This is a genomic window from Paraburkholderia acidipaludis NBRC 101816 (genome assembly GCF_000684975.1).
GTDB lineage: Bacteria > Pseudomonadota > Gammaproteobacteria > Burkholderiales > Burkholderiaceae > Paraburkholderia > Paraburkholderia acidipaludis.
Window position 1 is genome coordinate 252,778 of record NZ_BAXZ01000004.1, and the last position, 15,213, is coordinate 267,990.

10 protein-coding genes are annotated in these 15,213 nt (G+C 65.2%); 6 read left to right on the forward strand and 4 right to left on the reverse strand.

Annotated features, from left to right (window positions below; translation table 11 throughout):
• Positions 1-261 precede the first annotated feature (261 nt).
• Complete coding sequence (locus BAC01S_RS35465; protein ID WP_245616517.1) at positions 262-534, reverse strand: hypothetical protein; 273 nt, start codon at positions 532-534, stop codon at positions 262-264.
• 22 nt (positions 535-556) lie between these two features.
• Here BAC01S_RS35465 and BAC01S_RS06370 point away from each other — a divergent pair, with 22 nt between their 5' ends.
• The 3 genes from BAC01S_RS06370 (at position 557) to BAC01S_RS06380 (ending at position 9,166) form a co-directional block, all read left to right on the forward strand.
• A complete protein-coding gene (locus tag BAC01S_RS06370) occupies positions 557-2,350 on the forward strand; it encodes an arabinofuranosidase catalytic domain-containing protein (RefSeq protein WP_245616518.1) in 1,794 nt (597 codons plus the stop codon).
• A gap of 362 nt (positions 2,351-2,712) precedes the next feature.
• Positions 2,713-8,625, forward strand: a complete 5,913-nt coding sequence (gene uvrA, locus BAC01S_RS06375; RefSeq protein WP_027794003.1) for an excinuclease ABC subunit UvrA — start codon at positions 2,713-2,715, stop codon at positions 8,623-8,625.
• A gap of 310 nt (positions 8,626-8,935) precedes the next feature.
• Positions 8,936-9,166: an H-NS histone family protein gene (locus BAC01S_RS06380; protein ID WP_027794004.1), complete on the forward strand. Its 231-nt coding sequence runs from the start codon at positions 8,936-8,938 to the stop codon at positions 9,164-9,166.
• A 412-nt stretch (positions 9,167-9,578) separates the two neighbouring features.
• Here the strand turns inward: BAC01S_RS06380 and pcaG are convergent, their stop codons facing one another.
• Both pcaG and pcaH read right to left on the reverse strand, forming a co-directional pair.
• Positions 9,579-10,166: a protocatechuate 3,4-dioxygenase subunit alpha gene (pcaG, locus tag BAC01S_RS06385; protein ID WP_027794005.1), complete on the reverse strand. Its 588-nt coding sequence runs from the start codon at positions 10,164-10,166 to the stop codon at positions 9,579-9,581.
• Positions 10,167-10,169: 3 nt separating this feature from the next.
• Positions 10,170-10,874, reverse strand: a complete 705-nt coding sequence (gene pcaH, locus BAC01S_RS06390; protein ID WP_027794006.1) for a protocatechuate 3,4-dioxygenase subunit beta — start codon at positions 10,872-10,874, stop codon at positions 10,170-10,172.
• Between the two features lie 133 nt (positions 10,875-11,007).
• Here pcaH and pcaQ point away from each other — a divergent pair, with 133 nt between their 5' ends.
• Positions 11,008-12,033, forward strand: coding sequence for a pca operon transcription factor PcaQ (gene pcaQ / locus BAC01S_RS30525; RefSeq protein ID WP_043201367.1), 1,026 nt, complete (start codon positions 11,008-11,010; stop codon positions 12,031-12,033).
• 16 nt (positions 12,034-12,049) lie between these two features.
• Here the strand turns inward: pcaQ and BAC01S_RS06400 are convergent, their stop codons facing one another.
• On the reverse strand, positions 12,050-12,715 hold the full coding sequence (locus tag BAC01S_RS06400) for a helix-turn-helix domain-containing protein (RefSeq protein ID WP_027794007.1): 666 nt from the start codon (positions 12,713-12,715) through the stop codon (positions 12,050-12,052).
• A gap of 328 nt (positions 12,716-13,043) precedes the next feature.
• Between BAC01S_RS06400 and BAC01S_RS06405 the strand changes: the two genes are divergently transcribed.
• Positions 13,044-13,247: a DUF6900 domain-containing protein gene (locus BAC01S_RS06405; RefSeq protein WP_043201369.1), complete on the forward strand. Its 204-nt coding sequence runs from the start codon at positions 13,044-13,046 to the stop codon at positions 13,245-13,247.
• Positions 13,248-13,645: 398 nt separating this feature from the next.
• Positions 13,646-15,145 (forward strand): L-piperidine-6-carboxylate dehydrogenase, encoded by a 1,500-nt coding sequence (gene amaB, locus BAC01S_RS06415; RefSeq protein WP_027794009.1) that lies wholly within the window; start codon positions 13,646-13,648, stop codon positions 15,143-15,145.
• The last annotated feature ends 68 nt before the right edge of the window (positions 15,146-15,213 follow it).

Below are 15,213 nucleotides of genomic sequence, written 5' to 3' on the forward strand. Positions count from 1 at the left end.
ACCAGGGCGATATTTAATAATAATGAGTAATATTATTAGCGCGGCCGCTTCGTGATGCCGCGAGGTGCGCCACCCAGAGCGCGTCGCTTCCCACCTGAAATCACTGCCCGAAATCCGGCGCTAACCCGCGCGGATGGCGAAGGGGAGTTTTGCGCCAAGGGCCGCGATCGACGCACTGCAGGCGTCTCATCGCGCGCTCCCGTTTTTCGTAAATCATGCTGATCAGTCGTGCGTCGTCGGTAACTGTTACTCGTGAATCGTTTAGTAATCCTGCGTTATAAGCGCGTAAAGCAACGCTGGCTTATTGGAGGGAATCATGACGTGTAGAACAGTTGGACTGGTTTCTCTGTTGTTGTCGGCAGCCCTCGTGCTGTCGGCGTGTAATGGCGATTCGTCGTCCGGATCCCAGGTCGCCGGTGTGGCGAATTCGAGCGTCGCGCCAACGAGCGCCGCGGCGCAGACGAATGCGGCGGCGTCCGCCGAAGTCGGGACGTCGACACCGCTGCCGTGCGACGCCGCTTCTGCGGCGGGCACGCCGTGTTCGGCGGCCCATAGCGTGACCCGTTTGCTGACAAGGAACTATACGGGACCGCTGTTCCAGATCTTGCGTGCCTCGGATAACACCACGAAGGATATCTATCCCTACACTTCGGCCACGCTCCCAGGCGGCGCCAGCCGTGAGCTGATCGGAACGACCAACCTCGGCAGCGTGAATGCCTTCTGCAACAACACCACTTGCTCGGTGTCGTATCTCTACGATCAGATCGATCGTGTCGCGTCGCTCAAAGGCGGCGCGTACGGGAATGTCCCCGCAACGCTCACGCTGAATCAGAACGGCGGCGAGTCGCTGACGCTGCCAAGCAGCGGCCCAGGCTCGCAAAGCCCGGTCACGGTGCCGGTGCTCAACGGCTTTGCGACGATCACGCTGCCCGGAAGCTCAGGAACCCTGACGGTTCAGCTGTCCCAGCCGCCGGTCGCCCTGACGACGCAATCGCCCACCCTGCAGCTGACCGTCGGCAACGATCTGCCGGCGCTGACGGGCGCGCCGGCGAAGCTCGCGATGGTGCCGCTCAACGGCGGGACGATCCCCGCGTTGTCGACGCTGGCAGGACAGGCCTACCGGAACCGCTTCGGGACCGTGAACCAGTCGATCGGCGACACCGAGATCGCCGAATACATGGTGGCCGGCGCGCATTACGACCAGTCTTCGACGTGTTGCGGGACCTACGGCAACATGGAGAGCAGCGCGAATTCCAGCACCTATGCGCATGGGGAAGTCGAGGGCGAGATGTTCGCGCTGGCGTTCTCGGACGGCGCGGCCGCGGTATTCGGCTACTGCGACGGCGATTCGGATCAGTCGCCGACCGTGAAGGACCCGGTGTGCAACGGGCTCGACGTCAACTGGCCGGGTGTCGACGCGGAAGCGGGCGTGTATCTCTACGGACCGCAGCAGCCTCCCAAGGAGAAGTTCGTCACGGTGCTGGCGAAATATTCGCCCAACACGGCGTCGAATATATTCGCCGTGAAGGGCGGGGCCGCCTCGCAGGGCGTACTCACGGCGGTCTACGACGCAGCACCACCGGAAGCCTACAACTTCAGTAGCGACGCGGGCCATGCCTTCAACGGCCAATGGCAGGGCGGTCTTTCGCTGGGCGAAGGCGGGGACGGCAGCGCGGCGCCGATCCAGTTCTTCGAAGGCGCGATTCTCACGAAGGCCACCACCGACACGACGGACAACGCCATCCAGGGCAGCATTGCCGAGTTCTATGGTCCGCCGAAAGACAAGGAACTCGCGGCCTGCTACGCGGGCAACCTGGTCAATTCGCCCTTGAGCCTCGCGATTCCCGATGCGTGGAGCCAGAGCAACGGCGGGACCGCGCAGCCCGCTCCCGACATCTACGGCAAGAGCCCGCGCGCTGCTTTGGTCACGGCGACGAACGGCTCCGCGGTGGCGAACATTCATGAAGTCATCCGGGTGCAGGGAGGACAGACGTACAGCTTCACCGACTATGTGCTGGCGACGACGAACGCAACCGTGTTTCCCGGCGGATCGATCCAGACCGACGACTCGAACGGCACCGAGTTCGCCTGGGTCCTCAACACGAATACGGGCAGTATCGTTCGCGGAACGTGGGGCGCGGGCCAGGCCACTTCGCTGTCGGCCGTGAAAGCGGGGAACTGGTGGAAGATCACCATGACCTTTACGGCGCCGGCCGGATCGAATAACGCCTCCATTTTCATCGATCCCCCGACCTCGAACGCGGGCGGCACCCGGTCGCAGCAGGCGTCCTATCTGAGCGCCACGCACTACTGCCCGAGCCTGTCGATCCAGACGGCTTCGACCATGTAGTCGTCCTGACTTTGCCTCTGCGGCGCCGCTGCTCGGGTGAGCGGCGCCGGGGGCATACCGTTTGTTCCTTCGCATCCGGACGCATTCGTTCGTCCGTCCATTCCGCCCCCGGCAACTGCCCCTTTGTTCCGATCATTCCGCTGGCAGGGCGCCGCCGCGTCGCCTGAAAACTGTATAAATATACAGTGTGCTACTATCACGACCGATACTCCGAAGCACAGCGCGAATAGCAGCATCGTTCCGGCGATGCCGACCCGCCGCGCCCGTCCCGGGCTCGATTTCATGGGTGCAAGGCCGGGTGCTCCAGGGCGTGCCAGAGCCGCCCTGGAAGTGAGCTAACTTTTTGATTTTGCGATAAAACCGTGTCGTCAAATAGCCTGATCCGCATCCGTGGTGCCCGTCAGCACAACCTGAAGAACCTCGACCTCGACTTGCACACCGGCCAAATGACCGTGGTGACGGGGCCATCGGGGTCGGGCAAATCCAGTCTCGTCTTCGATACGCTCTACGCCGAGGGCCAGCGCCGCTACGTCGAGACCTTCAGCGCTTACGCGCGCCAGTTTCTCGACCGCATGGACCGGCCGCAGGTCGATCGCGTCGACGGCGTGCCGCCCGCCATCGCCATCGATCAGACCAATCCGGTGCGCAGTTCGCGCTCGACGGTCGGCACGATGACCGAGCTGAACGATCACCTGAAACTGCTCTACGCGCGCGCGGCCAGCCTGTTCGACCGCGTCACGGCGCAGCCGGTGCGCCACGACACGTCCGAGACGATCTACGCGGAACTCAAGGCGCGCACGGCGGCCGCCGGCGATCCGCGCCTCGCGATGACTTTCCCTGTCGAATTGCCCGACACGACCACCGACGAGGAGGTCACGCAATGGCTTTCCGCGAGCGGCTATACGCGCGTGCAGGCCCAGCGCGAGGTGAAGACGGCCGAGGGAACGCGCAAGGTGCTCGACGTGGTGGCCGACCGCTTTCGTCTGCAGAACGCGGAAAAGAGCCGTGTGGTCGAGGCGATCGAGGCCTCGCTCAAGCGCGGCGGCGGCCGCGTGAACGTCTATGTGCTGGCGGACGCCGAAGCGGATGCGCCGGCACAGCCGCAGATCTGGCGTTTCTCGACCGGCCTGCATTGCCCGGACAGCGACCTGCGCTATGCCGACCCGCAGCCCGCGCTGTTCTCGTTCAATTCGGCCTACGGCGCCTGCGACGCGTGCCGCGGCTTTGGCCGCGTGATCGGCGTGGACTGGGGCCTCGTGATTCCGGATGCGCGCAAGACGCTGCGCGGCGGCGCGATCAAGCCGCTGCAGACGCCGGCCTGGAAGGAGTGTCAGGACGACCTGATGCGTTATGCCGCCAAGGCGGACATTCCGCGCGACACGCCGTGGTCGGAGCTCACGCAGGCGCAGCGCGACTGGGTGCTGAACGGCGCGCCTGACTGGCGCGGCAACTGGCAGTCGCAGTGGTATGGCGTGAAACGCTTTTTCCAATATCTGGAGTCCAAAGCGTACAAGATGCACATCCGCGTGCTGCTTTCGAAGTACCGCAGCTATACGCCCTGCGAGACTTGCGGCGGCGCGCGCCTGAAAACCGAGGCGCTGCTGTGGCGCCTCGGCACGCAGCAGAATGCCGATGAGGTCCTCGCGCCTGCCGCGCGTTTCCTGCCGCACGGTGTGGAGTGGACGCGCGCGCAGCTCGAAGCGTTGCCCGGTCTCACGCTGCACGACGTGATGCTGCTGCCGATCGAGCGCATCCGCCTGTTCTTCGACAATCTTTCGCTCTCCTCCGCACTGCTCGACGACGCGCTGAAACTGCTGCTCGCCGAGGTGCGCACGCGCCTGAAATATCTGTGCGACGTAGGCCTCGGCTATCTCACGCTGGACCGCCAGAGCCGCACGCTCTCGGGCGGCGAAGTGCAGCGGATCAACCTGACCACGGCGCTCGGCACTTCGCTCACCAAGACGCTGTTCGTGCTCGACGAGCCGAGCATCGGCCTGCATCCGCGCGACCTGAACCGCATCGTCGAGGCCATGCAGCGGCTGCGCGACGCCGGCAATACGCTCGTCGTGGTGGAGCACGATCCTTCGGTGATGCTCGCCGCCGACCGCCTGATCGACATGGGACCGGGGCCGGGCGAGCGCGGCGGCACGATCGTCTTCGACGGCACGCCCGACGCTATCCGCCGGGCCGGCACGCTGACCGGCGAGTACCTGGCCGGCCACCGCGCCGTGGCCGACGCCTCGCATTGGGCGCGGCGCCCCGTCGACGCTGCGGCGCCGAGCCTCCTGCTCGAAGGCGCGAGCGAGCACAATCTGCGCGACGTGAGCGTGCAGATTCCGCTGCAACGGCTCGTGGTCGTGACGGGCGTATCGGGCTCGGGCAAATCGACGCTCGTGCAGGACGTGCTGTATCCGGCACTCGCGCGGCACCTCGGCAAGGCCACCGAATCGCCGGGGATCTATCGCAAGCTGAGCGGGGCGGAGCAAATCAGCGACGCCGTGTTCGTCGACCAGTCGCCGATCGGCAAGACGGCGCGCTCGAACCCGGCCAGCTATGTCGGCGCGTTCGACGAGATCCGCAAGCTGTTTGCGAAGGCCACGCTCGCGAAGCAGCGCGGCTACACGGCGGGCATGTTCAGCTTCAACTCGGGCGAGGGGCGTTGCCCGACCTGCGGCGGCTCGGGCTTCGAGCACATCGAGATGCAGTTCCTGAGCGACGTGTACCTGCGTTGCCCCGACTGCGACGGCAGCCGTTATCGCGCGGAAGTGCTCGAAGTGAAGATCGAGCGCGCCGGGCGCCTGCTTTCGGTCGCGGACGTGCTCGACCTTACGGTGAGCGAAGCGGTGCAGTGCTTCAGTGAGGATGCCGAAGTATTGCGCGTGCTGCAGCCTATCGTCGACGTCGGTCTGGAGTACGTGAAGCTCGGCCAGCCGGTGCCCACGCTTTCGGGCGGCGAAGCGCAGCGGCTCAAGCTGGCGGGCTATCTGGCCGAGACCGCGCAGGGGGGCGGCAAGAAGGCGCCCGCCGGCGGGCGCCTCTTCATGTTCGACGAGCCCACCACGGGCCTGCACTTCGACGACATCGCCAAGCTGATGCGCGCATTCGGCAAGCTGCTGGCGGGCGGCCATTCGCTGCTCGTGATCGAGCACAATCTCGACGTGATCCGCGCGGCCGACTGGCTCATCGACCTCGGTCCGGAAGGCGGCGACGCGGGCGGCGAAGTGGTTTGCGTCGGCACGCCCGACGACGTGATCGCCTGCCCGCGCTCGCACACGGGGGCAGCGCTGGAACGCTACGAGGCGGCGCTCGGCAGCGGCGCGGGTGCGCTCGTCGCGGAAGAAGAGGGCATGGCGCTGCAAACGGCCCTGCGGGCCGCGCAGTCGAGGCGCGAGGTGCAGGGCGAGGACGTGGTGCGCATCGTGAACGCGCGCGAGCACAATCTCAAGGCGCTCGACGTGGATATTCCCCACGGGCGCTTCAACGTGATCACCGGTGTTTCGGGGTCCGGAAAGTCCACGCTCGCCTTCGACATTCTGTTCCACGAAGGACAGCGCCGCTACCTCGAATCGCTGAATGCCTACGCGCGCTCGATCGTGCAGCCTGCCGGGCGCCCCGAAGTGGACGCCGTCTACGGCATTCCGCCTACGGTCGCGATCGAGCAGCGCCTCTCGCGCGGCGGGCGCAAGAGCACGGTGGCGACCACGTCCGAGGTCTGGCACTTCCTGCGGCTGCTTTATGTGAAGCTCGGCGTGCAGCATTGCGTGCATGACGGCACGCCCGTGACGTCGCAAAGCGTGGATGCGATCGTGGCGCAACTGCTGCGCGAGCATCGCGGGCAGCATGTCGGCTTGCTCGCGCCGCTCGTCGTGAATCGCAAGGGGGTCTATACCGATCTCGCGAAATGGGCCAAGGCGCGCGGCAACACGCATCTGCGCGTGGACGGCGAATTCGTGCCGGTGGCGCCGTGGCCGAAGCTGGACCGCTTTCGCGAGCACACCATCGAACTGCCCGTAGGCGACCTCGTGATCGAGCCTGAAAACGAGGCCCAGCTGCGCCAACTGCTCGACACGACGCTCGAGGCGGGCAAGGGCGTGGTGCATCTGCTCGCGCCGCTCGACGGGCTCGAGCGGGCGCTTGGCAACGGCGGGTCGACGGCGCGTGTCGGCACCGTCAAGGTGCTCTCGACGCGGCGCGCGTGTCCCGTGTGCGGCACGAGCTATCCCGAACTCGATCCGCGCATGTTCTCGTACAACAGCAAACATGGCTGGTGCGGTTCGTGCGTGGGAACGGGCCTCGCGCTCACGCGCGAACAGCGCGCGGCCTATGACGACACCGTCGTGGCCGAAGATGGACGCGGCCGCGAGCAGACGTTGCCTTCGGAAGAGCAGGAGCCGGAAGGCATGGGCGAAACGCCGTGCCCGGATTGCGGCGGCACGCGCCTGAATCCGGTGGCGCGAGCAGTGAGTTTCGACGAGCATGCCATTGTCGAGATCGCGCAATGGACGGTTGCGGACACACGCAGGTGGATCGACACGCTGGAGCTGGACGGCCGCGACGCGCAGATCGCGCGCGACGTGGTGAGCGAAATCCGGAGCCGCCTGCAGTTTCTCGAAGAAGTCGGCCTCGGCTATCTGAGCCTCGATCGCGCGGCGCCGAGTCTCTCGGGCGGCGAAGCCCAGCGCATCCGGCTGGCGGCGCAGCTCGGCAGCAATCTGCAGGGCGTGTGTTATGTGCTCGACGAACCGACCATCGGTCTGCATCCGCGCGACAACCAGATTCTGCTCGACGCGCTGCGCAGCCTCGGCGAGAAGGGCAATACGCTCGTCGTGGTCGAGCACGACGAGGATACGATTCGTCGTGCCGACCATATCATCGACATCGGGCCGGGTGCGGGCAAGCGCGGCGGCCGCGTGGTCGCCCAGGGCAGTGTCGCCGATCTCGCGGCGCAGTCCGATTCGCTGACCGGGCGCTATCTCGCGCATCCGATCGTGCATCCATTGCAGCCCCGCCGCGAGGTGAAGCCTGCGCGTGCGGGACGCGAGGCCGTGCCCGCGCAATGGCTGACCGTGCACGGCGGCAACCTTCACAACCTGCGCAACGTCACCGCGCAGATTCCGCTCGGGCGGCTCGTCGCGGTCACGGGCGTGAGCGGCTCGGGTAAATCGACGCTCGCGCGCGACGTGCTGCTTTCCAACCTGCTCGACGCCGTGGGTCGTTCGGTGCTGTCTTCGCCGGCCGAGCGCCGGGCGCGCAAGGCCGCGCAGGGCGATGCGCCGGCCGCCAAAACGGCTGCCGCGAAACGTTCGAGCGTGCTCGCGCGCAGCGTGTCGAAGCCGAAGCTCGACGTCGCGCATGCATGGCAAGGCTGCGACTCGATCACGGGTTGGGAGAGCATCGACCGCGTGCTCGAAGTCGATCAGACGCCGATCGGCAAGACGCCGCGTTCGTGCCCGGCCACGTATATCGGCGTGTGGGATGCCATCCGGCGTCTCTTTGCCGACACGCTCGAAGCGCGCGCACGCGGCTACAGCGCCTCGCGTTTTTCGTTCAACACGGGCGACGGCCGCTGTCCGGCATGCGAAGGCCAGGGCGTGCGCACGATCGGCATGAGCTTCCTGCCCGACGTGAAGGTGCCCTGCGACGTCTGCCACGGCCAGCGTTTCAATCCGGAAACGCTCGCGGTGACGTGGCGCGGCCGGAATATCGGCGAGGTGCTGACGATGGAGATCGACGAGGCCGTCGAGTTCTTCGCGGCGATCACGAACATCGGGCATCCGCTGCAGTTGATGAAGGACGTGGGCCTCGGCTATCTCACGCTCGGCCAGCCTTCGCCGACGCTTTCCGGCGGCGAGGCGCAGCGCATCAAGCTCGTGACCGAGCTGAGCAAGGTGCGCGACGACATCACCCGCCGCGGGCAGAAGGCGCCGCACACGCTCTACGTGCTCGACGAGCCGACGGTGGGCCTGCACATGGCCGACGTCGCGCGCCTGATCCGCGTGCTGCATCGTCTTGCCGACGCGGGGCACAGCGTAGTCGTCATCGAGCACGATCTGGACGTGATTGCCGAAGCCGACTGGATCATCGACCTCGGTCCCGAGGGCGGTGTGGGCGGCGGCACGATCGTCGCCGCCGCGGATCCCGAAGGGCTCGTGAAGGTGCCGGCCAGCCACACGGGCGCGGCGCTCGCACCGGTGCTCGCGCGCGAGCGCACGGAGGAAGACGGCGCAGCGGGCGAGACGCCGCGCGCCGACCGCCGCGCAGCGGCTTCGCACTGAAGCGGGGCGCGGCACGGGGCGGCGCCTGCCGCGTGCCGCGCCGTGATGAAACCGCTTGATCTGTGCGGCGAGCGCACGGTATGATCGGTTCCGCTTGCAGCAAACGGTCGCCCATCTGCGGCGCCCAGCTCTGGCGAGCGGAGCAGCGGACCAGCAGATCCCCTCCGGTCCGGCCAAGGGTTCGACACCCGCGGCACCTCATCAGTGCAGTAAGGCTTCGCAGCGCCTTCGCGAAGCCTTTGTCTTTTCAGGGCAGACGATTCGATTTCAGCCGGCGCCTGGCCCTTGACGAAGCGAGAGGAATTATCCGATGTTCGACCTCGATGGAGAGGCGCGCGAACGGCTCATCGTGTGGATTAAACGCCGCATGGAAGAGTACGGCATTACGCTCGAAGATCTTGAAACGTCTATTGCCGAAAGCGAAAAGCAGCCGAAGTATCGCGACGCCTATGGCAATACCTGGAATGGCGAGGGTGAGATGCCCTCCTGGCTTTTGCGTTACATGCATGCAGGGCAGGATATCGAGCATTTTCGCTGTTAATCGCACGCAGTCCGCGTCCTGCGGCGAGCGGCATTGCGGGGATCACTCCCGGCGTGTGTCGGCCGCTTCTGGCTTTTCTTCAGCGTTATGTTTAAAGCGCATGTTACGGGCGACGCGGCGGATTCGCGTTTGATTATTTGCGTGCCGCACAAATCTGTTTTGTTCCATTAGAACGGAAAGGCACCCTCTAATGGCGTAGTTGTTATGCCTGATCAAATGGCCGCGCGAGGTTGCGCGTCAATCGTCGCCATTTTCTGTCCGGCTGATTCGCGGCCCGCGCAAAAAAAGAAGCCTGCTTGCGGCAGGCTTCGGAAGTACTACTCGGAGTTCCGCGATCAAATCGCAGGCAGGATCATAGGGCCCGTTCGTGAAAGGACCGTGAAAGTGCGGGCGATTTGCTGAGCGGCTTGCATCAGAGATCGAAGAATACCGTTTCGTCCGCGCCCTGCATGCGGATGTCGAAGCGATAGATCACACGGCCGTTCTGTTCGCTGCGCTTCGCGATCAGCGTCGCGCGCCGCGACTCGGGCACGGATGCGAGTACGGGATCGCTCGCGTTCGCGGCGGCTTCGTCGTCGAAGTAAATGCGCGTGAATGCATGGGTCAGCAGTCCGCGCATCGTGACGATCACGTTCAGGTGCGGGGCCTCGCCTGCGTCGGCCCGGCCGGGCTTGACGGTTCGCACGACGAAGCGCAGCTGGCTATCGGTGCCGGTGCCTACGCGGGCGAAGCCGCGAAAGCCGCTCCGTGCGATGTCTTCGCGCGTGGCCGGGTAGCCGCCGTCCGCGTCCACCTGAGAGAACTCCAGCATGGCGTCCTGGACCGCGTTGCCGTCACCGTCGTACACGTTGCCGATCAGCGTGATGTGTTCGCCGCGCGTTTCCGGTGCAACCAGATCCGCCGTGAAGAGGCTCTTCAGGTCGAAGTCGTATTGCTGCGGGCAGAGGCCGTAGGCGAAGTACGGGCCGACGGTTTGCGAGGGCGTTTCCTTGTGTGCCATGGTTCAACGCTCCGTGGGGGTCTGATTGGGGCCGCGCAGCACGATGTCGAACTCATAGCCGAGCGCGTAGTTTTCTTCGGTGACGTCGAGCGTGAAGCGCGAGATCAGGCGGTCGCGTGCCTGCTCGGGCGTGCCCTGGAAGATCGGGTCGTAGGCCAGCAGCGGATCGCCCGGGAAGTACATTTGCGTGACGATGCGCGAACCGAAGTAATCGCCGAACAGCGAGAAGTGAATGTGGTTCGGCCGCCACGCGTTGGGATGATTGCCCCAGGGGTACGCGCCCGGCTTGATCGTGAGGAAGCGGTAGCGGCCTTCGTCGTCGGTGAGGCAGCGGCCCGCGCCGAGGAAGTTCGGGTCGAGCGGCGCATCGTGCTGATCCGCCTTGTGAACATAGCGGCCAGCAGCATTGGCCTGCCAGATTTCGACCAGCGTATTGCGCACGGGCTTGCCGCCGACGTCGAGCACACGTCCCGTCACTATGATGCGTTCGCCGAGCGGCTCGCCGTTGCGCACCGCGTTACGGGTGAGATCGTGGTCGAGCGGGCCGAGATCTTCCGCGCCGTAGACGGGCGCGCGCTGATCGCGCAATTTTTCCTTTAGTGGAATCAGCGGCCGCGTCGGTCCGCGTTTGACCGACGAACGATATTCCGGGTGGATGTACGCGGGGTGCGAATCGAAGTCACGCGGCGACAGGATGGACTCGTCCATGAATGTCTCCTCTGAGGATTATGGGGAAGCGGGCCGCACGCCGTGTGGCGGATGCGTGCAGACGTCACGACTTTATCCAATCGGGAAAGTTATGCAAAATGATGTTTTCTCGCATCTCGTATAACGGACCGTTATGCAAACCCGGCTCGCGGACGCACGCGTCAAGTTTCGGCACCTCCAGTGCTTTCTGGCGGTCGCGCAGTTCGGCAGCGTGCAGCAGGCCGCCGAAAGTCTCTCGATCACCCAGCCCGCGGTGTCGAAAACCATTGCCGAGCTCGAGTCGGTGCTGGGCGTGCGGCTCTTCGAGCGCGGCCGGCACGGCGCTGTGCCCACGCGCGAAGGGCAGCTTTTCATGCCGCACGCGAGCGCCTGCGTGAGCGCGCTGCGCCAGGGCGTCGAACTGCTCGCCCGCGACGAAGGCGCCGTGGCGGCGACGCTCGATGTGGGCGTGCTGCCGACCGTGGCCACCGATGTTTTGTCGGGCGCGTTGCGGCGCTTCGCCGGGCAGTGGCCGCGCGTGAGCGTCCGGCTTTCGACGGCGGCCAACGCCGAATTGCTCGAGCGCCTGAAATCCGGTGCGATCAGCTTTGCGATCGGCCGTCTCGCGGATCCCGAGCGCATGGTCGGCCTGAGTTTCGAACTGCTTTATAACGAGCCGCTCGCGGTCGTGGTGCGCGCAGGGCATCCGCTCGCGCAAGGGGGCGGCTTTCCCGCACAGCTTGCCCAATATCCGCTCGTGCTACCGCCGTTCGGCACGCTGATTCGCCAGGCGGCCGACAGCCTCCTTTCGGCGTGGGGCGCGCAGACCTTGCCGGCCTTCGTGGAAATGCTCTCGGTGTCGGTGGGCCGCGCGCTCGCGCTCGAGAACGACGCGGTCTGGTTCGTGCCTGCCGGTGCGGTCGAATACGACCTTCGGCAGGGTGCCCTCGTGCGTTTGCCGCTGCCGTCCGGAGGCGGCGAGGAGCCGGTCGGGCTGATCCTGCGCACGGACACGCAGCCTTCGCCGGCCGGGCGCGCACTGATCGAGGCCGTGAAGGGCGCGGCGCGCGAGCGCACGGCGCGCTCGACAAATGAACCGGATGGGCGGCGCACGCGAAGCAAGCGCGGCGTGGCGAAGGCGGCCGCCCCAGGCACGCGCACGACCGCGCGCCGGCGTTAGCCGGGGAGGCCGGCGCTCAAGCGTCGGAGGGCTTGATCCGGCTGCGTGCCGTTTTCCTTGCCGGCGTCGCAGTCTGTGCCGACGCACCAGGGGCGGTGGCGCTGGTGGCCATCCAGAGCACTTCGGCGTCTTCCTTGCTGGTGGAGATGGCCGCGTGACCCGTCCGGCTGTCGAAGTAGAGGCTGTCGCCGGTTTCGAGATGGGTGGGCGCGTACAACTCCGAGTAGAGGCAGACGCTGCCGCTGATTACGTAGAGAAACTCCTCGCCCTCGTGGCGCCCCCAGTCGTCGAAGGCATCGAGCGAGTGCGCGGTGATGCGGATATGAAACGGCAGCATGGCCTTGTGAGCCAGGTCGGTGGCGAGCAGTTCCATCTGATAGCCGCGATAGGCATGCCGCTGCCCGGCGCCCCGCCGCGTCAGCGCCCGGCGGCCACCCGCGTTGAGCTTCGGCACCGAGCCGAACAACTCGCCCAGATCGATCTTGAGCCCCACGACGATCTTCTGAAGCACGTCGAAAGTGGGCGACATGTTGCCGTTTTCGATCTTCGAGAGTGTGGAGCGCGACACGCCGCACAGCCGGCTCGCGGTGTCGAGTGTCAAGTCGTGTGCGAGGCGGGCGGCGCGCACGCGGCGACCGAGGTCGGCGGTTGATCCGGCGGGTGGGCTGAGCGTGGTATCCATGGGGAGCGCATCGGAAACGCCTGGGCGGCGCATAGGTTTCCGATATTACCAAACCCGCGATGTTCAGAAACCTCGGCTGTTCGGCCGACGTCTCGCTCGGCGCGGCGCCCGGTGCGTCTGACGATCAGTGCCGAGGCTTTTCAATAATTGACGATATTAATTAACAGTATTTAAACCTTAATCGGTTTTTCTCATTTATCTTCGGGAAGTTTCATCGAATGGCTATTTTTGAATAGTTCTTCAAACTGCGTCCGGACGTCGCGCAGGTGATCGGCGCTATCACTATAAGATTTATACCGGATGATATAGATCAAATGGGGAAGGAATTATGAATGACGAACGCCTCGAATTGTTGTTGGCCATATCGCGCAGGACGCTCGGAGTCGAAAGCTTCGAGTTGACGGGCAGGCAGACGCTGGATTTCCACGTCGTAAACGCCGAGGATCTTGGGCGCGCCCTGGAGTCCGCGTACGACGCTGGGTTGCTCGTGGGGCACCGGATGGGACGCACGGAACATGTCCGGCGTGTCTGATGGGTTTGAGCCGGTATTGGGAGTTAATTTTTATTGCCGCGGCATAGCCTCGTTGAGTTAGCTAGTTTCACGTAAAGGTTTGATCGAATGTTTGCATATATTTTCACGCTGAATTACATGCAAACCGGGATTTTCGTCGATCATTTCCTGTTGTCCGATCTTCGGCACGGCGTGCCATTCCGCCATTGGCCTCACAGCCGCATCTCAATCGAAAATTTCTGAAAGGAAACTTTCTTCGAGATGGCGCCCTGTCGGCGGTCGATCCAGCTTGCATTGGCAGCGATTCATATAGGCATACGGCTCTGGCCGGTGGGCGTTTCCCGGCTTGTCGCCTCATCGGCCCGCGTGTATAGTCGGCGAACCTGAGTATGTTTCTTATCGGAAATTAAGGGCTCGCTATGGACGCATCACGGATTCTTGCCGATCTCGGCATTCTCGAACAGGCTGGCGCTGGCGACATCGAGGTTCGGTCGCCCATTTCCGGGGCAGTGATCGGCAGGGTGGCGAGCCACACGGCCGCCGACGTCGACGCGGCACTTGCCCGCGCGCATAGCGCTTTCCTCGTCTGGCGCGACGTCCCCGCGCCGCGCCGCGGCGAGCTGGTGCGGCTGCTTGGCGAGCGGCTACGCAAGCACAAGCACGCGCTCGGCAGCCTCGTCTCGCTGGAGGCCGGCAAAATCCTCCAGGAAGGGCTGGGCGAGGTGCAGGAGATGATCGATATCTGCGATTTCGCGGTCGGTCTTTCCCGCCAGCTCTACGGCCTGACCATCGCGTCGGAGCGCCCCGGGCACCGCATGGCGGAGAGCTGGCATCCGGCGGGCGTCTGCGCGATCATTTCCGCCTTCAATTTTCCGGTTGCCGTGTGGTCGTGGAACGCCGCGCTGGCGCTCGTCTGCGGCGACCCCGTGATCTGGAAGCCTTCCGAGAAGACCCCGCTCACGGCGCTCGCCGTGCAACGCCTGATGGACGACGTGTTGCGCGAATTCGGCGATGCGCCGGACGGTCTCGTTTCGCTCGTCATCGGCGATCGCGAAGTCGGGGCGCAACTGGTTGCCGATCCGCGCGCGGCCATTGTCAGCGCCACCGGCAGCACGGGCATGGGGCGCGCCGTCGGCGTTGCCGTGGCGCAGCGTTTCGGCCGCGCCATCCTGGAGCTCGGCGGCAATAATGCCGGCATCGTGACGCCCAGCGCCGACCGCGAACTCGCGTTGCGCGCGATCCTGTTTTCGGCAGTGGGCACCGCGGGGCAGCGTTGCACCTCGTTGCGGCGCCTCTTCGTGCAGGAGAGCGTTCATGACGACACGGTGAGCCGGCTCAAGCAGCTCTACGGCAAGGTTCCGATCGGAAACCCGCTCGAACCGCGCACGCTGATGGGTCCCCTGATCGACCGCCAGGCGTTCGAGCGCATGCAGGATGCGTTGCAGCGAGCGCGGGCCGAAGGCGGCAAGGTGACCGGCGGCGGCCGGGTGAGCGTGGCGGGCCTCGCGGAAGGCTATTACGTGGAGCCCGCGCTGGTCGAGATGCCGGCGCAGACCGATATCGTGCTTCAGGAGACCTTCGCGCCGATTCTCTACGTGATGAAGTATCGCGACTTCGGCGAAGCCATTGCCGCCAACAATCGCGCGTCGCACGGTCTGTCGTCGTGCGTGTTTACGACCGACCTGCGCGAAGCCGAGAGTTTCGTCTCGGCTCGCGGCAGCGATTGCGGGATTGCGAACGTGAATATCGGACCGAGCGGCGCGGAGATAGGCGGTGCGTTCGGCGGCGAGAAGGAAACCGGCGGCGGTCGCGAGTCGGGTTCCGATGCGTGGAAGGGCTATATGCGGCGCGCGACGAACACGGTCAATTATTCGTCGGCGCTGCCGCTGGCACAGGGCATCGACTTCAGGCTCGATTGACGTCGGTTTCGCGCAGTTTCCTGCAGTTTCCCGCAGTTTCCTCATGGAAACTGCGGTGCCCAGCCGGG

What these genes read in the sequence shown, in the direction of transcription:
- pcaQ (WP_043201367.1), top strand. Translation starts at nt 11,008, where the DNA reads ATGCAAACCCGGCTCGCGGACGCACGCGTCAAGTTTCGGCACCTCCAG.
- amaB (WP_027794009.1), top strand. Translation starts at nt 13,646, where the DNA reads ATGGACGCATCACGGATTCTTGCCGATCTCGGCATTCTCGAACAGGCT.
- pcaG (WP_027794005.1), bottom strand. Translation starts at nt 10,166, where the DNA reads ATGGCACACAAGGAAACGCCCTCGCAAACCGTCGGCCCGTACTTCGCC.
- BAC01S_RS06405 (WP_043201369.1), top strand. Translation starts at nt 13,044, where the DNA reads ATGAATGACGAACGCCTCGAATTGTTGTTGGCCATATCGCGCAGGACG.
- BAC01S_RS06380 (WP_027794004.1), top strand. Translation starts at nt 8,936, where the DNA reads ATGTTCGACCTCGATGGAGAGGCGCGCGAACGGCTCATCGTGTGGATT.
- BAC01S_RS06400 (WP_027794007.1), bottom strand. Translation starts at nt 12,715, where the DNA reads ATGGATACCACGCTCAGCCCACCCGCCGGATCAACCGCCGACCTCGGT.
- pcaH (WP_027794006.1), bottom strand. Translation starts at nt 10,874, where the DNA reads ATGGACGAGTCCATCCTGTCGCCGCGTGACTTCGATTCGCACCCCGCG.